The 20680-nt window shown below is 68.5% G+C and carries 18 protein-coding genes; 5 read left to right on the top strand and 13 right to left on the bottom strand.

All coding sequences use genetic code 11. The annotated features are described in order from the left end of the window. Positions 1-6: 6 nt before the first annotated feature. The 7 genes from rbsK to deoC form a co-directional block, all read right to left on the bottom strand. Entirely contained in the window at positions 7-927 is a 921-nt protein-coding gene (gene rbsK, locus ACT541_RS10505; protein WP_476136611.1) for a ribokinase, read from the bottom strand. 16 nt (positions 928-943) lie between these two features. Continuing rightward, positions 944-2026 carry an aldose 1-epimerase family protein gene (locus tag ACT541_RS10510; RefSeq protein ID WP_476136612.1) on the bottom strand — a complete coding sequence of 361 codons (1083 nt, stop codon included), beginning with the start codon at positions 2024-2026 and terminating at the stop codon, positions 944-946. Positions 2027-2089: 63 nt separating this feature from the next. Further along, the gene (locus ACT541_RS10515; protein WP_476136614.1) at positions 2090-3088 is read right to left on the bottom strand and encodes an ABC transporter permease; all 999 of its coding nucleotides are present in this window, start codon (positions 3086-3088) and stop codon (positions 2090-2092) included. A 15-nt stretch (positions 3089-3103) separates the two neighbouring features. Continuing rightward, positions 3104-4081 (bottom strand): ABC transporter permease, encoded by a 978-nt coding sequence (locus tag ACT541_RS10520; RefSeq protein WP_476136616.1) that lies wholly within the window; start codon positions 4079-4081, stop codon positions 3104-3106. Between the two features lie 8 nt (positions 4082-4089). Then, positions 4090-5634 carry a sugar ABC transporter ATP-binding protein gene (locus tag ACT541_RS10525; RefSeq protein WP_476136618.1) on the bottom strand — a complete coding sequence of 515 codons (1545 nt, stop codon included), beginning with the start codon at positions 5632-5634 and terminating at the stop codon, positions 4090-4092. A 73-nt stretch (positions 5635-5707) separates the two neighbouring features. Continuing rightward, positions 5708-6760: a substrate-binding domain-containing protein gene (locus tag ACT541_RS10530; RefSeq protein WP_476136620.1), complete on the bottom strand. Its 1053-nt coding sequence runs from the start codon at positions 6758-6760 to the stop codon at positions 5708-5710. A gap of 111 nt (positions 6761-6871) precedes the next feature. After that, positions 6872-7528, bottom strand: a complete 657-nt coding sequence (gene deoC / locus ACT541_RS10535) for a deoxyribose-phosphate aldolase (protein WP_476136622.1) — start codon at positions 7526-7528, stop codon at positions 6872-6874. Between the two features lie 230 nt (positions 7529-7758). Here deoC and ACT541_RS10540 point away from each other — a divergent pair, with 230 nt between their 5' ends. Further along, the gene (locus ACT541_RS10540; RefSeq protein ID WP_476136624.1) at positions 7759-8526 is read left to right on the top strand and encodes a DeoR/GlpR family DNA-binding transcription regulator; all 768 of its coding nucleotides are present in this window, start codon (positions 7759-7761) and stop codon (positions 8524-8526) included. Positions 8527-8676: 150 nt separating this feature from the next. Here ACT541_RS10540 and ACT541_RS10545 read toward each other — a convergent pair whose 3' ends face one another. Continuing rightward, on the bottom strand, positions 8677-12372 hold the full coding sequence (locus ACT541_RS10545; protein ID WP_476136626.1) for a vitamin B12-dependent ribonucleotide reductase: 3696 nt from the start codon (positions 12370-12372) through the stop codon (positions 8677-8679). 632 nt (positions 12373-13004) lie between these two features. Between ACT541_RS10545 and ACT541_RS10550 the strand changes: the two genes are divergently transcribed. From ACT541_RS10550 to ACT541_RS10560, 3 genes are all read left to right on the top strand, one after another. Next, the gene (locus ACT541_RS10550) at positions 13005-13703 is read left to right on the top strand and encodes a response regulator (protein WP_476136628.1); all 699 of its coding nucleotides are present in this window, start codon (positions 13005-13007) and stop codon (positions 13701-13703) included. Between the two features lie 132 nt (positions 13704-13835). Next, positions 13836-14246, top strand: coding sequence for an NADH:ubiquinone oxidoreductase subunit NDUFA12 (locus ACT541_RS10555; RefSeq protein WP_476136629.1), 411 nt, complete (start codon positions 13836-13838; stop codon positions 14244-14246). Positions 14247-14362: 116 nt separating this feature from the next. Then, positions 14363-15154: a DUF2155 domain-containing protein gene (locus ACT541_RS10560; RefSeq protein WP_476136631.1), complete on the top strand. Its 792-nt coding sequence runs from the start codon at positions 14363-14365 to the stop codon at positions 15152-15154. 233 nt (positions 15155-15387) lie between these two features. On the opposite strand, the gene aat is transcribed toward ACT541_RS10560, so the two are convergent. From aat to ACT541_RS10585, 5 genes are all read right to left on the bottom strand, one after another. Further along, a complete protein-coding gene (aat, locus tag ACT541_RS10565; RefSeq protein ID WP_476136633.1) occupies positions 15388-16083 on the bottom strand; it encodes a leucyl/phenylalanyl-tRNA--protein transferase in 696 nt (231 codons plus the stop codon). Between the two features lie 73 nt (positions 16084-16156). Next, on the bottom strand, positions 16157-17506 hold the full coding sequence (accC, locus tag ACT541_RS10570; RefSeq protein WP_476136634.1) for an acetyl-CoA carboxylase biotin carboxylase subunit: 1350 nt from the start codon (positions 17504-17506) through the stop codon (positions 16157-16159). Between the two features lie 20 nt (positions 17507-17526). Then, the gene (gene accB, locus ACT541_RS10575) at positions 17527-18015 is read right to left on the bottom strand and encodes an acetyl-CoA carboxylase biotin carboxyl carrier protein (protein ID WP_476136636.1); all 489 of its coding nucleotides are present in this window, start codon (positions 18013-18015) and stop codon (positions 17527-17529) included. Between the two features lie 8 nt (positions 18016-18023). Next, positions 18024-18500: a type II 3-dehydroquinate dehydratase gene (gene aroQ / locus ACT541_RS10580; RefSeq protein WP_476136638.1), complete on the bottom strand. Its 477-nt coding sequence runs from the start codon at positions 18498-18500 to the stop codon at positions 18024-18026. A 203-nt stretch (positions 18501-18703) separates the two neighbouring features. Beyond that, positions 18704-19462 (bottom strand): DsbA family protein, encoded by a 759-nt coding sequence (locus ACT541_RS10585; protein ID WP_476136640.1) that lies wholly within the window; start codon positions 19460-19462, stop codon positions 18704-18706. 231 nt (positions 19463-19693) lie between these two features. On the opposite strand from ACT541_RS10585, the gene ACT541_RS10590 reads away from it, so the two are divergent. After that, entirely contained in the window at positions 19694-20641 is a 948-nt protein-coding gene (locus ACT541_RS10590; RefSeq protein WP_476136642.1) for a 2-hydroxyacid dehydrogenase, read from the top strand. The last annotated feature ends 39 nt before the right edge of the window (positions 20642-20680 follow it).

The following is a 20680-nucleotide window of genomic DNA, read 5'->3' on the forward strand; positions in this document are numbered from 1 at the left end:
GTCCGGTCATTCGGCCCCGCGCAGCGCGGCGAACTCCTCCGCCGTGGCGTAGGAGGTCTGGGTGCCGGGGCGGGTGATCGAATCGGCGGCGTAGCGGGCGGCGAGTTTCAGCGAGGCCTCGACGTCGCGGCTCTCGCCGTAGAAACGGGCGAAGGAGCCGATGAAGGCGTCGCCGGCGCCGGTGGTGTCGACCGGCTTCACCGCGACCGGCGGGATGCGGGTGACGCCCTTGCCGTCGACCAGCAGCGCGCCGCGCGAGCCCAGCGTCACCACGACGACGCGGATGCCCTTGTCGACCAGCGACTTGGCGGCGACGATCGCCTCGACCTCGTCGCCCACCGGCATGCCGGTGAGGAGCGCCAGCTCGGTCTGGTTCGGCGTCAGGAACGTCACCTTGGCAATGCGGGCGAGATCGAGCGCGGCGGCGGGCGCCGGATTGAGCACCGTCTCGATGCCGTTCGCCGCGGCGAATTCGATCGTGTGATAGACGGTCTCGAGCGGCACCTCGAGCTGCATCAGGATGAGATCGGCGCGCTTCAGATCGTCGGCGGCACGGTCGACGTCGGCGGGCGCAAGGTGGCCGTTGGCGCCCTTGATGATCAGGATCGAGTTCTCGCCCGACGGCTCGACGAAGATCGGCGCGACGCCGGACGAGACGCCCGGGACCTTCTCGACATGCGTGGTGTCGATGCCGAAGCGGCGGAAGTTGGCGATGGTCGTGTCGGCGAAGGCGTCGTCGCCGACCTTGGTGACCATGGTCACCTCGGCGCCGAGCTTGGCGGCGGCGACCGCCTGGTTGGCGCCCTTGCCGCCGCAGCCCATGCGGAAGTCCGGCGCCTCCACCGTCTCGCCGCGGTCGGGCATGCGGGTGATGTAGCTGATCAGGTCCACCATGTTGGAACCGACGACGGCGATCTTCACGGGCATGACGGTCTCCTCGGGATCAACGGAACTTGCCGATCTCGGCCTCGACGCGCGCGGCTTCCCCGCTGTCGAGATGGCCGAGACGGACGGAGAAGGCGGCGGCGGCGCCGGGCGCCAGCGAACGGACGTGGCCCTTGGCCTTCTCGGCGACGCGGCCCTCCGGCTCGCAGGTCGCCGGCAGGGCGAAGGCGGCGACCTGCTGATCGCCGTTGTCGAAGATCCAGCGCACGGTGTGCGGCAGGTCGTCGGGGTTCCAGGCGATGGTCAGGGCGTCGCCCGTCGGGCCGACCTGCATCATCGCCGTGCGGCCGTCGGCACCGCGGCGCACCCCGCGGACGTAGAAGACCTGCTCGGGATCGTAGCGTTCGGGCCGGTCGAGGACGGCGGAGCTCGACGGATCGCGCGCCAGTTCCTCGATGAAGGCGAGATAGGCCGGCGTCGGCCGGACGTGGCCGGGCACCACCGAGCGCACCACGGTGTGGGCGGCGTCGAAGGGCGCGGGCTGGACGATGCGGCCGCCCCTGACCAGGGCGAAGTTGACGTGCGCCATGTACATCAGGTCCATCGGCGCCGAGGCGAGGTTCTCGACCTCGATGCCGAAGTCGAAGAGCGCGGTCCCCGGCCGCAGCACGACGCGGGGGCTGGCGCGATAGTGATCGCCGAAGCCCATCACCCATTCGCGCGTGCCGGTGAGCGCCAGATAGGGTCCCTCGGCGTCCTCGCCGATCTCGAGCGAAGCCGACTGCATCGGCGCGCAGGGCATTTCGCCGTGCAGCGGATGGGTGTCGGCGGGCGACGGGCAGCCGTTGCTGAGGAGGCCCGAGTGGAAGGCGAAGCAGCCGTAGGTGCCGACGATGGAGTCGGCGGGGCGCGGTTCGGCGAACATGTCCTTCATGCCGAGATCGACGCCGTCGAAGACCGCGTCCCAGATCATCTGGCCCATGAAGGGCAGCACGACGAGATGGCCGCGCTCGTTGGCGAGCCGGATCGCCGCGATGCCGCTCGGGTAGCGGAAGGGGCGGGCGGTGAGCGCGCCCGAGCGCAGCAACTCGTATTCGGCTTCGCCGAAATGGCTCTCGCGCAGCGTGACGGTGGTGGTCATGACACCCTCTTCTGGTCGTCTCGCGTCCGTGCCGCGCCGCCGGAGGGGCGGCGCGGTCGGGGGTCAGCGGGTCCGGTTCTTGTAGGCGTTGATGGCGATCACCAGGAGCAGGAAGGCGCCCCAGATGAAGTCGATCAGGTGGTTGGAGAAGCGCAGGATCTGGAAGCCCGACGACAGCAGCATCAAGGCGATCACCGCGATCGAGACGCCCGCCACCGTGCCCTTGCCGCCGGCCGGATTGGTGCCGCCGAGCACGGCGATCAGCACCGCCTGCAACAGGTACGAGGTGCCGTAGTCCGACTTCGCCGCGTTGGTGCGGCCCGACAGCATGATGCCGGCGATCGAGGCGAGGGTGCCCGTGAGCACGTAGCTCATGAAGACCATCTTCGCCCGGTCGAGGCCGGCATAGACGGCGGCCTTCGGATTGGTGCCGATCAGTTGCAGGGCGAGGCCGAAGGTGGTGCGCGTCAGCACGAAGGCGATCGCCAGGGCGATGACGATGAACAGAACGAAGGGCACGGCGAGGCCGAAGATCTTGCCGTTGCCGATCCAGTCCCAGGCGGCGGGGAAGCCGACGATCGCCGGGCCGCCGGTCAGCACCAGCGCGATGCCGGTGAAGATCTGGCCGGAGCCGAGGGTGGCGAGGATCGGCGTCACCTTGAGCCGGGTGATGAGGAAGCCATTGAAGGCACCCGCCAGCATGCCGACGCTCATCGACAGGCCGATGCCGCAGAGGATCCACAGGGTCTGCCCCTCCGCCGCCTCGGCGCCGCGGCCGATCATGCGGTGGAAGAAGAGGCCGGCGAGGATCGCCGAGACGTTGGCGATGCCGATGATCGACAGGTCGATGCCGCCGGTCATCATCGCCACCAGCATGGCGATCGAGAGAACGCCGAGCTCGGGGAAGAGATAGGTCAGGCTCTCGAAATTGTACCAGCGCAGGAACTTGTCGGGTGACAGCGCCGTCATCACGGCGAAGATCAGCACGACCATCACCAGGAGCTGGGCGATGTTGTTGTCGCGGTTGAAGAGCGAGCGGGGGTCGAAAGAGATCTTGTTCAAGGGGTCTCTCCTCGCTCAGGCCCGACGGCCGTGGTCGCGCCAGGCGCTGGCCGCGGTGGCGATGACGATGATCGATCCGACGACGACGAGCTGCCAGGTGGTGTCGACCTTCATGATGATCAGGCTGTTCTTGACCATGACCAGCATGAAGACGCCGAGCATGGTGCCGAGCACGCTGCCGCGCCCGCCGAAGATCGAGGCGCCACCCAGAACCACGGCGGCGATGACCTCGAGGTCGGTACCGACGAAGTCGCGCGGGTTGGCGAGCCAGATCATCGAGCAGTGGAGCATGCCGGCAAAGCCCGCGAGCGCACCGGCGAGGCAGTAGATGAAGAAGATCGTCTTCTTCAGGTCGAAGCCGACGCGGGTGGCCGCCTCGGCGCCGCCACCGAGCGCGAAGATCGAGCGGCCGATCATCGTGTAGCGCAGCATCAGATGCACCGCGAGTGCCAGGGCGACGTAGATCAGGATCATCGCGGTCAGACCCGAATGGGTGCCGTCCGCCTTGGTCATGGTGAAGATCTCGGCCTTGGCGAAGTCGATCAGCACCGGCGGGAAGCGGTCGATGTTGATCATCGAGGTGCCGACCACGCCGAGCAGGAAGCCGCGCACCATCGAACCGGTGCCGAGCGTCACGATCAGCGGGATCATCCGGAACTTCCAGACGAAGAAGGCGTTGATCGCGCCGCAGGCCGCGCCGATGGCGATCGCCATCAGGAAGGGCACGAAGACGCCCTCGTAGCCGGTCGCCAGCATCGCCTTGACGGTCAGATACATCGCCGCGACGGCGAAGGCCGGGAAGGAGACGTCGAAGCCGCCCGACAGCATCACCAGCAGGACGCCGAGCGCCATGATGCCGATGACGATGTTGGAGCGCAGAAGCGAGAACAGGTTGTCGATTTGCCAGAAGGCCGGATTGACGAGGCCGATGAGGATCATCGCGGCGATGAGAATGGCCGCGATGACGACCTCCGATCTATGGAAGAGAGCCATGGGTCACCTCACCGGAAGGACGTCAGGATGTCGGAGATCGCGTGCTCCGACGTCTCGGCGGTCTCGATCGTGTCGACGAAGCGGCCCCGATGGATCACCACGATGCGGTTGCAGTTCTGCACCAGCTCGAGGATGTCGTCGGAGATCATCAGCACCGAGACCCCGGTCTTCACCGCGAGGTCGCGGATGATGCGGTGGATCTCTGCCTTGGAGCCGACGTCGACGCCGACGGTCGGGCCGTTGAGGATCAGCACGCGGGCGTCGGTCAGGAGCCAGCGGGCGAGCACCACGCGCTGCTGATTGCCGCCCGAGAGCTGGCCGACGGGCTTCTCACCGGTCGGCGTGGCGATCTGCAGCGAGCGGATCGAGCCGGCGGCGAGTTCCGCCGCCTTGTCGCGGTCGACCACCGACCACGCGGCGATGCGGTCGTAGATCGTGGCGAGGATGTTGCGGTCGATCGACTGGGTGAGGAACAGGCCCTCGGTCAACCGGTCCTCCGGCACATAGGCGATGCCGGCGTCGATGGCGGTCGAAACCCGGTCGAGCCGCACGTCCTTGCCGTCGACCAGCACCGAGCCGGTGTAGCCGGGCTCGAGGCCGAACAGCGTGTTGGCGACCTCGGTGCGGCCGGAGCCGAGCAGGCCCGACAGGCCGACGATTTCGCCGGGGCGGATGGCGAGCGACAGATCCTCGTAGGCGCCGGGCAGCGTCAGGTTGCGGATCTCGAGGCGCGGCGGCACGTCCTCCGTCGGCGGCGTCCAGACGTAGCTCTGCGACGCGATGTCGTGGCCGGTCATGTGGCGGATGATCTTCGGCTCGTCGAATTCCGAGGTCGGCCCTTCGGCGACCTTCCTACCGTTGCGGATGACCGAGATGCGTTCGGAGATCTCCAGCATCTCGCGCATCTTGTGGCTGACGAAGAGCACGGCGATGCCGCGCGCCTGGATGTCGCGCACGATGCGGAAGAGGGTCTCGACTTCCTTGCGGGTGAGCGCGGTCGTCGGCTCGTCCATGATGAGGAGGCGCGGATCGGACATCAGCGCGCGGGCGATGGCGACGAGCTGGCGCCCGGCGGTCGACAGATCGTCGACCTCCCTGGTCGGGTCGATGTCGACGCCGAGACGTTCGATCGCCTGCGCCGCGATGGAGCGCACGCGGCTCCAGCTGACCAGCCTGCGCTTGGCCTGGAGCTCGGTGTTGAGGGCGAGGTTCTCGGCGACGGTCAGGTTCCCGAACAGCGAGAAGTCCTGATAGATCACCTGGACGCCCTGGCGGATCGCCTCGATCGGGGTCAGATGCGGCAGATTGCGGCCGTTGATCAGGATCGAGCCGCCGTCGGGCCGATAGACCCCGGACATGATCTTGATGAGGGTCGACTTGCCCGAGCCGTTCTCGCCGGCGAGGCAGTGGATCTCGCCCGACCGTATGGTCAGCGACACGTCGTCGAGGGCGCGGACGCCGGAGAAGCGTTTCTCCACGTTGCGCAGGTCGAGGAAGACGTCGGCCGCGGCCGCCGGGGCAGGGGACGCCGGAGAGGCAGTGGGGAAGGGCATGGCGCTGACCCGCTTTCGAGTGGATGGGGCTCGGAAGAGGGAGGGCGTCGCGGACGACGCCCTCCGTGTGGGGTCAGAAGTTGTAGTCGGCCATGTTGGCCTTGGTCACGCCGACCCAACCGGCGCCGTAGAGCAGGTTGGCGGCGCCGCCCGCGGGCGTGGTCAGCTTGGTGTAGCCGGGCAGGCCGAGGTTGAGGCCGGCCTTGATCTCGCCGCCCTTCTTGGACAGCGCCATCGTGGCGACGACGTTCATGGCGTAGCCGGCGACCGCCGGGTCCCAGAACTGGATGTACTGGATGTTGTCGTTCTTCAGGTACTGACCGGCGACGGAGACGAGGCCGGTGCCGGCGAAGAACAGCTTGCCGTTGAGGCCGCGTTCGGCGACCAGACGGCCGGCGCCGGCCGAGGTCGGCATCGGTCCACCGAGAATGCCCTTGAGGTCCGGATAGGTGGTCAGGACTTCCTTGAGCTTGGTGTAGTCGGTGTTGGCGTCGTCATAGGTCTCGAGACGGGTCGTGACCTGCTGCATCTTCGGGAAGTGGGCCTTCTGGTACTCCACGCCGCCGTCGATCCACTCGTTCTGCGACTTGGAGGTCAGCGAGCCGACGGTCGCCACGTACTTGCCCTCGCCGCCCATGGCGGTGCCGAGCACTTCCATCAGCTTGGCGCCGTACGCCTTGTTGTCGAAGGCTTCGAGCACGTAGTCGGCGTTCTTGATGTTCGAGGCCTCGTGGGCGACGACGACGATGCCGCGATCGCGGGCCTTCTTCAGCACCGGCTCGACCGCCTCGACCGAGAAGGGCACCACGCAGATGGCGTCGACGCCCTGCGCGATCAGGCTCTCGATGATCTGCACCTGGGCGGCCGCGTCGGCCTGGCTCGGTCCGAGCATCCAGGTGTCGTGGCCGGTGTCGGCCTTGAACTGCTTGATGCCGTCGCGCATGCGGTCGAACCACGCGATGCCGTCGACCTTGACGACGGTGGCGATGGTGAACTTCTTGCCGGTGGCGGAGGACACGATGTCCTTGCGGACCTGCGAGGTGTCGACGGGGCCGTTGCCGGCGGCGAAGGCGGAGCCGGCGACCAGCGCGGCGGCCGTCGCGACGGCGGCGATGAGCTTCTTCATGGCATTGTCCTCGTTTCTTATCCCTGATGTCGATTCTTGATGTCAGACTTCCGAGGAAGGTAGAGCGGCTCGGGTCTCCTGTCGTCCGAGGGGGAGGGGATGGGGAAGGGATCAGCCGGCGATGATCGCCAGGCTGGCGCTGGCGCCGATGCGCGAGGCGCCGGCGGCGAGCATCTTCAGCGCGTCGTCGCGGGTGCGCACGCCGCCGGAAGCCTTGACGCCGACCTTCGGGCCGACCGTCCGACGCATCAGCGCGATGTCTTCGACGGTGGCGCCGCCGGTCGAGAAGCCGGTGGAGGTCTTGACGAAATCGGCCCCGGCCTCGACCGCGAGACGGCAGGCGGTGACCTTCTCCTCGTCGGTGAGGAGGCAGGTCTCGATGATCACCTTGAGGAGCGCCCGGCCGCAGGCGACCTTGACGGCGGCGATGTCGGCCCGGACCCTGTCGGTCTCGCCGTCCTTCAGCGCGCCGACGTCGATCACCATGTCGACCTCGCCGGCGCCGGCGGCGACCACCCAGGCGGTCTCGTTCGCCTTCACCGCGGTCGGGATCGCGCCCAGCGGGAAGCCGACGACCGAGCAGGTGGCGACGCCGGAGCCCGCCAGCGCCTCGGCGACGGTGGGCACCCAGACGGGATTGACGCAGACGGAGAAGAACCGATTCTCGCGGGCTTCGCGGCAGAAACGCAGGACGTCGTCGCAACGCGCATCCGGCTTCAGAATGGTATGATCGATGACACCGTGGAGGTCGGCTGCGGCGATGACCATGGGGTTCTCCGGAGGACTGCGGCCATTCGGCCCATGTTTCGATTGTCACAAGCGGTGTTATCAGATTAACATTCTGTTGTGAAGACGCGTTCACGTGGAAGCTGGGGATGTCGCCGCGAGCGCCCGTCGCGGTTCCGCTTCTCGCCACCCGGGGCACCGTCCCCGACCACCCCGAGATCCGTCGCGACGCGAAGGGCGCGCCACGACGATCGGACCGATCGGACGACGTGATGAGCCTGACCAGACCCCAGCGGATAGAGAGGATCTCCGAAGCGCTCGAGACGGCGGCATCGCTGCGGCTGAGCGACCTCGCCGGGGCCCTGGACGTCTCGGAAATGACGATCCGCCGCGACGTGGCGGCCCATCCGGAGCGTTTCAACTGTCACGGCGGCCACGTCATCGCCGCCCAGTCGGCGGTGCCCAGCGCCGGCTACGTCTTCTATCGCGAGCGCGAGGCGCATGCGGCGGGCAAACGGGCGGCCTGCGAGCTCGCCCTCGGCTTCGTCGAGGCCGGCGACACGATCTTCATCGACTGCGGCACCACGACGCCGCATCTCGCGCGGCGTCTGGGCGGCGTCGGCGAGATCACGGTGGTGTGTTACTCGATCAACATCGCCGAGGTGGTGCGGCGGCTCGAAAACGTCTCGCTGGTGCTGCTCGGCGGCTTCTATCACCGCTCGTCCGCCTCGTTCGAGAGCCCGGAGGCCCTCGAAGTGCTGAAGCGGGTGGGGATCAACAAGGCTTTCATCAGCGCCGGCGGGCTCCACCCGGATCAGGGCGCGAGCTGTTCGAATTTTCACGAGGTCGCCTTCAAACAGGAGGCGATTCGCCGGTCGATCGAGACCTATCTGGTGATCGATTCGAGCAAGTTCGACCGCGTCCGCTCGGCCTATTTCGCCGACATCGGCGACTTCGACGCGGTGCTGACCGATTCGAACGTCGACGCCGGCCTGCGCCGGCGGGTCGAGGAGAGCGGCGTCCGCATCGTCACCCGCTGAGGCGCGGCGGCCCGTCGGTCGCGGACGAGGCGCTCGGGTGGCTTTCGGTCCAAAGAAAAAGGGCCTGTCTCGCGACAGACCCCGATCTCGGCAACCAGACGAGTGCCGGGCGAAGACCGTCCGCGCGGACGGTCCTCGCCGATCGTTCGCTCAGGAGCAGCCGCTCGTGCTGCCGCAGGTGTCGCACTTCAGGCAGGTGCCGTTGCGCACCATGGTGAAGTTGCCGCATTCCGAGCAGTTCTCGCCCTCGTAGCCCTTCATCCGGGCCTCCGCACGGCGGTCGGCGACCGTCGCGGGCTTGACCTCGGCGGAACCGGCCGTCGCCGGACGGATCTCGGCGGCGGCGTCCTGCTTCAGCGCCGTGGCGCCGAAGACGGCGTTGAGGGCGGTCACCGCCGCGGTCGACTGCGACACCGTGCCGGACGGCTGGCCGGCGCTCGCCGGACGCGGCGAGCCCTCGACCACCTTCAGGCGCTCCGGGATCTTGCCGCGGACGAGGCCGCGGGAGATCGGCGTCTGCGGCTTCGCGGCTTCCCCGGTGCCGGACCCGACGGTCGTCGAGCCGAAGTCCTCCGGATTGGCGTGGGCCAGATCGTGCCGACCGAGATAGGAGACCGCCAGTTCGCGGAAGATGTAGTCGAGGATCGACGTGGCGTTCTTGATCGCCTCGTTGCCGATGACCATGCCCGCCGGTTCGAACTTGGTGAAGACGAAGGCGTCGACGAACTCCTCGAGCGGCACGCCGTACTGCAGGCCGACCGAGACCGCGATCGAGAAGCTGTCCATCAGCGCGCGGAAGGCGGAGCCTTCCTTGTGCATGTCGACGAAGATCTCGCCGATGCGGCCGTCGTCGTATTCGCCGGTGCGCAGGTAGACCTTGTGGCCGCCGACGATCGCCTTCTGGGTGTAGCCCTTGCGGCGGTTCGGCATCTTCTCGCGTGCGCGGACGGTGCGCTCGACGATCCGCTCGACGATGCGCTCGGCCATCACCGTGGCGCGGCTCTGCGCCGGCTCGGACGAACGCATCGCCTCGATCGCGTCTTCCGCCTCGTCCTCGTCGTCGGCGATCAGCTGCGAGTTCAGCGGCTGCGACAGCTTGGAGCCGTCGCGGTAGAGCGCGTTGGCCTTGAGCGCCAGACGCCAGGACAGGAGATAGGCGTTCTTGCAGTCCTCGACGGTGGCGTCGTTGGGCATGTTGATCGTCTTGGAGATCGCACCCGAGATGAACGGCTGGGCCGCGGCCATCATGCGGATGTGGCTCTCCACCGACAGGAAGCGCTTGCCGGTGCGGCCGCAGGGGTTGGCGCAGTCGAAGACCGAGAGATGCTCGGCCTTGAGATGCGGGGCACCCTCGACGGTCATCGCTCCGCAGACGTGGATGTTGGCGGCCTCGATCTCGGCCTTGGAGAAGCCGAGGGCGGTCAGCATCTCGAACGACGGGTCGTTCAGCTGTTCGGCGGTGAAACCGAGCGTCTCGATGCAGAACTTCTCGCCGAGCGTCCACTTGTTGAAGGCGAACTTGATGTCGAAGGCCGACTTGAGGCCGCCGGCGATCTTGGCGAGCGCCTCGTCGGTGAAGCCGCGCGCCTTCAGCGTCGTCGGGTTGATGCCCGGCGCCTGATCGAGCGTGCCGTGGCCGACGGCGAAGGCCTCGATCTCGGCGATCTCGCTCTCACGATAGCCGAGGACGCGCAGCGCCGAGGTGACCGACTGGTTGATGATCTTGAAGTAGCCGCCACCGGCCAGCTTCTTGAACTTCACCAGCGCGAAGTCGGGCTCGATACCGGTGGTGTCGCAGTCCATGACGAGACCGATCGTGCCGGTGGGGGCGACGACGGAGACCTGGGCGTTGCGATAGCCGTGCTTCTCGCCGAGCTCGAGGGCCTGATCCCAGGCGCGCTCGGCGGCCTCGATCAGCGCCTTGTTCGGGCAGGAGGCATGGTCGAGCGGAACAGGGGCGACGGCGAGCTTCTCGTAACCGGTCGCCTCGCCGTGGGCGGCGCGACGGTGGTTGCGGATGACGCGCAGCATGTCGGCCGCGTTCGGGGCATAGCCCGGGAAGGGGCCGTGCTCGCCGGCCATCTCGGCCGAGGTGGCGTAGGCGACGCCGGTCATGATCGCCGAGAGGGCGCCGCAGATGGCGCGGCCTTCGGCCGAGTCGTAGGAGATGCCGGACGACATCAGCAGGCCGCCGATGTTGGCGTAGCCGAGGCCGAGGGTGCGGTAGTCGTAGGAGAGCTGGGCGATCTCCTTCGACGGGAACTGCGCCATCAGCACCGAGATCTCGAGCACGACGGTCCACAGACGGCAGGTGTGCTCGTAGGCGGCGACGTCGAAGCCGTTGTCGTCGGTGCGGTAGGGCAGGAGGTTGATCGAGGCGAGATTGCAGGCCGTGTCGTCGAGGAACATGTACTCGGAGCACGGGTTGGAGGCGCGGATCTCGCCGGACGCCGGGCAGGTGTGCCAGTCGTTGATCGTGGTGTGGAACTGGATGCCCGGATCGGCCGAGGCCCAGGCGGCGTGGCCGATGTCTTCCCACAGGGCGCGGGCGTCGATGGTCTTCTTGATCTTGCCGTCGGTGCGGCGGATCAGGTCCCACTTGCCGCCGGTCTCGACCGCCCGGAGGAACGTGTCGGTGACGCGCACCGAGTTGTTCGAGTTCTGGCCGGCGACCGTCAGATAGGCCTCGGAATCCCAGTCGGTGTCGTAGATCGGGAACTCGATGTCGGTGTAGCCCTGCTTGGCGAACTGGATCACCCGCTTGACGTAGTTCTCCGGCACGAAGGCCTTCTTGGCGGCGCGGATCTCGCGCTTCAGCGCCGGGTTCTTGGCCGGGTCGAAGCAGTCGTCGCCCGAGCCCGAGCAGTTGACGCAGGCCTTCATGATCGCCGAGAGGTGCTTGGCGACCGTCTTGGAACCGGTGACGAGAGCGGCGACCTTCTGCTCCTCCTTCACCTTCCAGTTCACGTAGGCCTCGATGTCGGGATGGTCGACGTCGACCACCACCATCTTGGCGGCGCGACGGGTGGTGCCGCCCGACTTGATGGCGCCGGCGGCGCGGTCACCGATCTTGAGGAAGCTCATCAGGCCCGACGACTTGCCGCCGCCGGCGAGCTTCTCGCCCTCGCCGCGGAGGCGGGAGAAGTTCGAGCCGGTGCCCGAGCCGTACTTGAACAGGCGCGCCTCGCGCACCCACAGGTCCATGATGCCGCCCTCGTTGACGAGGTCGTCGGCGACCGACTGGATGAAGCAGGCGTGCGGCTGGGGATGCTCGTAGGCCGAGGCCGAGCGGACGAGCTCGCCCGACTGGTAATCGACGTAAAAGTGGCCCTGCGACGGACCGTCGATGCCGTAGGCCCAGTGCAGGCCGGTGTTGAACCACTGCGGGGAGTTCGGGGCGACCAGCTGGCGGGCGAGCATGGCGCGCAACTCGTCGAAGAAGGCGCGGGCGTCCTCCTCGCCGTCGAAATAGTTGCCCTTCCAGCCCCAGTAGGTCCAGGTGCCGGCGAGACGGTCGAAGACCTGGCGGGCATCGTGCTCGGAGACGAAGCGCTCGGCCTCGGGGAGGGCGGAGAGCGCGGCTTCGTCGGGCACGGAGCGCCACAGCCAGGAGGGAACGGTCTCTTCCTCGACGCGCTTCAGACGCGCCGGGACGCCGGCCTTGCGGAAGTACTTCTGGGCGAGGATGTCGGCGGCGACCTGCGAGAAGGCCGCCGGCACCTCGATGCCGTCGAGCTTGAACACCACCGAGCCGTCCGGATTGCGGATCTCGGAAGTCGTGGTGCGGAACTCGATCGCCTGATAGGGCGACTGTCCTGCCGTCGTGTAGCGACGCTCGATGCGCATGTCTTCGATCCCCAGCCCGTCGTCGGTCGGCACGTCTGGGTGCCGCCGAACCCGTCTTCCCCGATGGCGGTTCGACCCGCCCGTTTCGCTCTCGCGGCCGGTCTCCCGTCCGCGTCTTCCACCGGGGCGGATGGTGCCGCCTCGGTCCGATGATTCCCGATGAATGGGAATATCTTGTGGCTACGGTCGCCGTAAATACCAAATATAGGGTTAACGACGCCTTTCGCACAGGGTCGTTCCGGGAGCCCCGGCGACCAGACGCACATCCTCGTCCCCCGTTTCCCGAGAGGGAGAACGTTGGCCGCGAGGGTCGAAACGCTGACGCTTTTTGAAGATCCGAGCCGGGTGGCGGGGAAACCCCGGACCGCTCGGTACCGAACCGAAGCGACGCTAGTCCGAGTCCTCCGGGGGGTCAAGGACTTGGGGCAGGTGACGTTCCGTCGGCTAAATATGGTGTATGGCGGTGTGGAAAACGGGGACGAACGAAGGTCCGCGCGCAAGTCCCGACGGTGCCGAGGGAATTCGTTCCAATTCAAGTAAATTCCCCGACGGCATGGAAACGCGGTCTCGAGAACGGCATGTCAGTATCACTCCCGAGGGCCCGGCGGATCGGGTGTGGGAGAATCGGTGACATGCGACAGAATCGAGCGATGGGGTGCGACCTGCGCGATCTCGACGTCGTCTTCGTCGACGACGCGCGGCAGGACCAGGCCATCATGCGATCGATCCTGACGGGTGCTCGCGTCGGGCGCATCCGCGGCTTCTCGTCCGCCGAGGAGGCCCATCACGCCATGTTGATGGAGCCGCCGCACGTCGTCGTCACCGACTACGAGATGCCGGTCGCCGACGGGCTCGAGCTGGTGCGTTCGATGCGCGATCCGCGCGCCGGGCCGCTCACCGCGGTGCCGGTGATTCTGGTTGCCGGCACGCCGACCCGGATGGTGGTCGAACGTTCGATCGCCCTCGGGGTCCATCACGTCGTCGCCAAGCCGCTGTCGCCGGTCGCCGTCCTGCGGCGGCTCGAGGCGATCGTGCGCGATGCCCGACAGTTCGTGCTCGACGAGGTGACCGGCCGTTTCGTGCTGCAGGACTGCGACCGTCTGCTCGACGTCCAGCGCAAGCGTTGGAACGATCTGCTCGACGGCGTCAGGGCCTTCCCCAAGCGCCGCGACGCCATGCCGCCGCGGCGCGACGCACAGTCTCCGGTCGAGGAGGCACTCGAGGAGCCGCGTCGTCGCGGCCCGCTCCACGGGCTGGGTGCGCCGATGCGTCGCGCGCCGGGCGAACCCGTCGAAGGGGCGACTGGACAGCGGCTCGGACGCACGGCATAACGAGCGCGTCCGAGACGGTCTCGCGGGCGCGTGGCGCGCGTGCGAATCCTTATCCGTTTCGCCGAACAACGACCGCCCCCGTGCCGGGCGCCCTCCCGGGCGCATCGCGGGCCGGGGGCCGAGGGCGCGCCGATGAAGAAGCTGCTGTTGTTGATCCTCACCTGGTGGCAGGGCCAGACGGTCGGCGCCTGGTTGCACACCAAGCTTCACGGTGAGCTCGTCGGCGAGGACGAGTTCGGCAACAAGTACTATCGGACCAAGGGCGGTGCGATCGATCCGGGCCTGGGCTTCCAGCGCCGCTGGGTGATCTACAACGGCGAGGCGGAAGCCTCCAAGATCCCGCCCGGCTGGCACGGCTGGATGCATCAGCGCACCGACGTGCCGCCGTCCGAGGAGAAGGGCTACAAGCCCCATTCCTGGCAGAAGCCGCATCTGCCGAACCAGACCGGCACCGCGCATGCCCATCGCCCGCAGGGGTCGCTCCTCGGCAACGCCAAGCGCGCCGCCCAGGCCGGCGACTACGTGGCCTGGAAGCCGGAATGATCGGCGGGGGTCGGGGTTCCGCCTCGACTTCGCCACGAGACCGGTGCATCTCCATGGGCGTCCCTGCTTCGGCCGGGGCGCCTTCTTCGTCCTCGCGAGCCCCGTGCGATCCCGACATGACGCGTCGCCCGTCCCCTTCCGCCCGTTCGACCCTGCGCCGCCTCGTGCCGGTGCTGGCGCTGGGCGTCGCCCTCGTGCCCTCGCTCGCCGTGGCGCGCGACCTCGCGGCGCCGGCGCTGCCCGACGACGCCAACAAGATCGCCCAACCCATCGCGGTCTTCTCCGGCCTCGACAAGATCACCGGGCGAATCATCTCCTTCGACGTGTCGATCGACGAGACGGTGCAGTTCGGCGCACTGCAGGTGACGCCGCGCGCCTGCTACTCGCGGCCGCAGACGGTGGCACCGCTGACCGATTCCTTCGTCGAGGTCGACGAGATCACCCTCGACAACAAGATCCGCCGCATCTTCTCCGGCTGGATGTTCGCCGACAGCCCCGGCCTCCACGCCGTCGACCACGCGGTCTACGACGTGTGGCTGACCGACTGCCGCGGCGCCGCCGAGAAGGCGGCCGCGCAGGGGGCACCCGCCGCCGCGCCGGGGGCTCCGGCCGCCAAGGCCGATGCGCCCAAGAGCGACGCCGCCAAGAAGCCGGAGGCGCCCGCTTCCGCGCCGAAGCCGCCGGCGGCGCCCAAGCCGGCCGCGTCCACGCCTGCTCCGGCGCTCGATCCGGCGAACCCCACGGCCGTCGCCGACCCGGCCGCCACGCCGCCCAAGCCGCAGCGCCCGAAGAAGCCCGCGCCCGTGGTCGATCCGGTGACCGGCGCGCCGATCCAGGCCGGTTCCGGCGCCGGCTCCGCGCCGCGCTCGCAGCCGCCGTCCTCGGTGATCTTCCAGACGGAAGACTGATATCGGACGTCGGACGTTCCGACCCTCTGCCTCTGTTCGGCTTCACCCCGAGGTGCCCGGCAACGCCGGGCCTCGTGAGGCGCGAAGCCACGACGGGGCCGTGCCTCTCGGCCCTTCGTGCCCCACGAGGCTCGCTCACGCTCGCACCTCAGCATGAAGGGCCTCCGCGAAAGGTCCGCAAGGGTTCGGATTTCGTGCGCGTTGCTTCGAGACGCGTACCCGCGCCCGAACCGTCACAGGTCCGCGCCGTCCGCCTCGCCGAGGATCGCCGCCACCGCCGCCGCACCCGACGTCGTCTCGCCCGGCGCGCCGAAACGGTGGAAGTCGGCCGCGACCGGCAGGGCCGCCGCCAGCCGCGCGCGATAGGCGCGGCGGGGGATCTCGATCGCGCCGAAGCGGGCGAGGTGGGCGGTGATGAACTGGGCGTCGAGCAGGACGAAGCCGCCGATCTTCAGGCGTGCCACCAGATGGACCAGCGCCACCTTGGAGGCGTCGGTCTCGCGCGAGAACATGCTCTCGCCGAAGAAGGCGCCGCCGATGCGGACGCCGTAGAGCCCGCCGACGAGGGTCCCGTCGCGGCGGACCTCGACGGTGTGGACGTGGCCGCGGCGGAAGAGTTCGCCGTAGAGGCGGCGGATCTCGGCGTTGATCCAGGTGCCCTCGCGGCCCGGTGCCGGGGCGGCGCAACCGCCGATCACCGCCGCGAAGTCGGTGTCGCAGGTCACCGCGAAGCGGTCGGCGCGCACGGTGCGGGCGAGGCGGCGCGAGAGGTGGAAGCCGTCGAGCGGCAGCACGCCGCGCTTGTCGGGTTCGACCCAGAAGAGCTCGGGATCGTCGGCGCTCTCGGCCATCGGAAAGATGCCGCCGGCATAGGCGCGCAGCAGGAGATCCGGATCGAGGCGCGGCTCGGGCGGGCGCAAGGGCGTCACTCGCGAGGGGGATGGGAAAAGACCCCCGGCCGTCTCCGGTCGAGGGTCGCATTCGTCCGACGTCGCCGATCGATCAGTCGAAGGGCTTCGTCTCCAGGAACTTCTCCAGCCAATGGATGTCGTACATGCCGTTGGCGATGTCCTGGTTGTCGATCAGCTTGCGGAACAGCGGGATCGTCGTCTCGATGCCGTCGACGACGAACTCGTCGAGGCAGCGACGCAGCCGCATCAGGCATTCGACGCGGTTGCGGCCGTGGACGATCAGCTTGCCGATCAGGCTGTCGTAATAGGGCGGGATGCGGTAGCCCTGATAGACGCCGCTGTCGACGCGCACGCCCAGACCACCCGGCGGGTGGTAGTAGGTCAGCAGGCCGGGCGACGGGGTGAAGGTCGCCGGGTTCTCCGCGTTGATGCGGCACTCGATGGCGTGGCCCTTGAACTCGATGTCCGACTGCTTCACCGAGAGGCCGGCACCGGCGGCGACGCGGATCTGCTCGTTGACCAGATCGATGCCGGTGATCGCCTCGGTGATCGGATGTTCCACCTGCAGGCGGGTGTTCATCTCGATGAAGTAGAACTCGCCGTTCTCGTAGAGGAACTCGATCGTGCCGGCGCCGGCATAGCCGAGGTCGGCGATCGCCTTGGCGCAGATCGAGCCGATCTTCTCGCGCGCCTCGGCGTTGAGAGCGGGCGAGTTCGCCTCTTCCCAGACCTTCTGGTGACGGCGCTGCAGCGAGCAGTCGCGTTCGCCCAGATGGACGGCGCCGCCCTGGCCGTCGCCGAGCACCTGCACCTCGATGTGGCGCGGGGTCAGCAGCAGCTTCTCCATGTAGACGGCGTCGTCGCCGAAGGCGGCCTTGGCCTCGGCGCGGGCGGTCTCGTAGGCCTCTTCGATGTCGTCGGCGGTCTTGGCGACCTTCATGCCGCGGCCACCGCCGCCCGACGATGCCTTGATCAGCACCGGGTAGCCGATCTCGGAGGCGAACTTCTTCGCCGCCTCGACCGTCTCGACCGCGCCGTCGGAGCCCGGGACGACCGGGATGCCGAGCCGCTGCGCGGTGCGCTTGGCTTCGATCTTGTCGCCCATGATGCGGATGTGCTCCGCCGACGGGCCGATGAACTTGATGCCGTGCGCCTCGACGATCTCGGCGAAACGGGCGTTCTCCGACAGGAAGCCGTAGCCGGGGTGGACGGCCTCGGCGCCGGTGATCTCGCAGGCGGCGACCAGCTGCGGGATGTTGAGATAGCTCTCGGACGCCTTCGGCGGACCGATGCAGACGCTCTCGTCGGCGAGGCGGACGTGCATGGCGTCGGCGTCGGCGGTGGAGTGGACCGCCACCGTGCGAATGCCGAGCTCCTTGCAGGCGCGCAGAACTCGCAGAGCGATCTCGCCGCGGTTGGCGATCAGGATCTTGTTGAACATGGGGCCCCGCGCAGCTTTCGTCATTCGATGACGACGAGCGGCTCGCCGTATTCGACCGGGCTCGCGTCGTCGAACAGGATGGCGGTGACGGTACCCGACTTCGGCGCCGGGATCTGGTTCATGGTCTTCATCGCCTCGACGATGAGGAGCGTCTGACCTTCGCGCACCGTCGAGCCGACCTCGATGAAGGAGGCGGCGCCCGGCGAGGGCGAACGGTAGGCGGTGCCGACCATCGGCGACTTCACGACGCCGGGGTGCTTCGACCAGTCGGTCTCACCGGTGGCGGCGGGAGCGGCGGCGGCAGCCGGCGCGGCGGCGACCGGCGCATGGGCCGGGGCGTGATGGGCCGGCGCGGCGACGGTGACGGGCGCCACCACCTGCACCGAACGCGAGACGCGGATCTTCAGGTCGCCCTGCGCCACCTCGATCTCGGAGAGATCGGTCTCGGCGATGAGATGCGCGAGATCGCGGATGAATTCGGTGTCGAAGGGTTTCTTGGGCGTGGCCATCGCTGGTCTTACTCGTCTCGGGTTCGAGTGGAGGGGGCCGCGTTTCGGGTCGCGACGATGCGAGCGAGGGCTTCGAGCGCCAACACGTATCCGTGGGTCCCCAGACCGCACAGGACGCCGGCCGCGACCGGCGAGACGTGGGAGTGGTGGCGGAAGCTCTCGCGCGCGAAGATGTTGGAGATGTGGACCTCCATCACCGGCAGCTCGACCGCCTTGATCGCGTCGTGGAGCGCGATCGAGGTGTGGGTATAGGCACCGGGATTGATGACGACGCCCACGGCGGTGCCGCGAGCCTCGTGGAGCCAGTCGACGAGGGTGCCCTCGTGGTTCGACTGGCGGAACACGATCGAAAGGCCGAGCCGTTCGCCCGCCGCCCGAACCTCGGCCTCGACGTCGGCGAGCGTCGTCGATCCGTAGACCGCCGGTTCGCGCAGACCGAGGAGGTTGAGATTGGGGCCGTTCAGGACGAAGACGGTGTCGGGCATCTCGTGTTCCGGGCGGCGCCGATCGGGGATCGGCGGGCCTTGTGGGACGCGATCGACCGTCGACCGTCGTGCTCCGGGTGCTCGTCGAGCTTCCCCGAGGTCACGGACGGTCGCGCCGCGCGTCGCGCTTTATAGGCGCGGCCGGGCGCGGGAACAAGGCCCCGCCCGATTCCCGCATCCGATCGTCCCCAGGGCGCGCGCAATCAGCACTTCTTGGTGGTGGCGCAGCGCGCCTCGGCGACGTGGGCCTGGAGCTTGGAGAGGCCGATGGCGCCGGGCACCACGTCGGTGCCGACGACATAGGACGGCGTGCCGGAGAGACCCAGCTTGCCGGCGAGCCCGTAGACCTCCTGCAGCGTCGCCTCGACCTCGGCGTCGCCGAGCGCCTTCTCGATCGTGGCGGCGGAGAGGCCGGCGCCGGTGGCCGCTTCCATCGCTTTGGCCTTGTCGGCCTGACCGCGCGCCGAGAGCAGGCGCTTGTGGAACTCGAGATACTTGTCCGGGGCGATGCGGTTGACCGCGACCGCCACCTTCGCCGCCTCGGTCGAGCCGGGTCCGAGGACGGGGAACTCCTTCAGCACGATGCGGACGTTCGGATCCTTCTCGATCAGCGAGAGCATGTCGGGCAGGGCGCGCTTGCAGTAGCCGCAGTTGTAGTCGAAGAACTCGACCACGGTGACGTCGCCCTTGGGGTTGCCGAGCACGACCTGACGCGGGCTGTCCCAGAGCTGCTTGGCGGCGGAGGCGATCGTCGCCTTCTGCTCGGCCGCCTGGGCCGCCGCCTGCTTCGTCTCGAGCGCCTGGATGGCTTCGGCGATCACTTCCGGATTGGCGATGAGATACTCGCGCACGATCTTCTCGACGGCGGCCTTGTCGAGCGGCGCCTCGGCCCGGGTCGCGACCGGCGCGGCGAGGCAGAGGAGGGCGGCGACGCCGGCGAGGAGAGTGCGCTTGATCGTCATGGAAGTGTCGGACCTCGTGGGCGTGCATGTGGGCGCGCGGAAGCGTGCGTGCGGAATCGTCACGCCTCTTATAGGCGAGCCGCCTGCCGGAACGAAGGCACGGCGCGGCGAAGTCCGTCACGATGTCGCGAGTTCGTCTCCCCGGTCGATGCAGGGCCGACGCGCGCCGCCGGCGCTTGCGGGGAAGGGTGTCGCGGCGCCATCCTGCGGCATCGACGAGGATCCCGCGCCATGACCACTTCGCAGACCGTCATTCTCCAGGCCACCTCCGTCAACCCCGACTTCGACGCCCGTCTCGCCACCCTCGGCGACGTGGTTCGCGGCTGGACCGACGAGGGCAGGGCGCGGCTTCCCACCGTGGCCGGGGAGGTGCGCATCGCCGTCACCTCGGCGCTCGGCGGCTTCGACGCGGCCGCCATGACCGCCCTGCCGAAGCTCCAGGCGATCGCCAACTTCGGCGTCGGATACGACGCGATCGACACGGCCCATGCCCGCGCCCACGGCATCGCCGTCTCCAACACGCCGGCCGTGCTCGACGACTGCGTCGCCGATCTCGCCTTCGCCCTCGTCCTCGACACGATGCGCGGCACCGTCGCCGCCGACCGCTTCCTGCGCGCCGGCGGTTGGCTGACCGGCCGCTTCCCGCTGGCGACGCGGGTCTCGGGCAAGAAGCTCGGCATCCTCGGCCTCGGCCGCATCGGCAAGGTGCTGGCGCGGCGGGCCTCGGGCTTCGACATGGAGATCGGCTATCACAATCGAAAGCCCGACCCTTCCGTCGCATACACCTATCTTTCCGATCTCGTATCGCTGGCGCGCTGGGCCGACGTGCTCGTGCTGCTCTGCCCGGGTGGCGAGGCGACACGGGGGATCGTCGACGCCGAAGTGCTCGAGGCGCTGGGGCCGAAGAGCTTCCTCGTCAACGCCGCCCGCGGCAGCGTGGTCGACGAGCCGGCGCTGATCGCGGCGCTGAAGGCCGGTCACATCGCCGGTGCGGGACTCGACGTCTATGCCGACGAGCCGAACGTGCCGGCCGAGCTGACGACAATGGAGAACGTCGTGCTGCTGCCGCACGTCGCCTCGGCGACGGTCGAGACGCGACGGGCGATGGCCGACCTGACGCTCGCCAACGTCGAGAGCTGGATCGCCACGGGCAAGCTGAAGACGCCGATCCCGGAGTGAGGTGCAACCCGGGCGGACTTCGGCTAGAAGGGCCTCTTC

The sequence above is a fragment of the Pinisolibacter sp. DMC100 genome, from assembly GCF_056313705.1.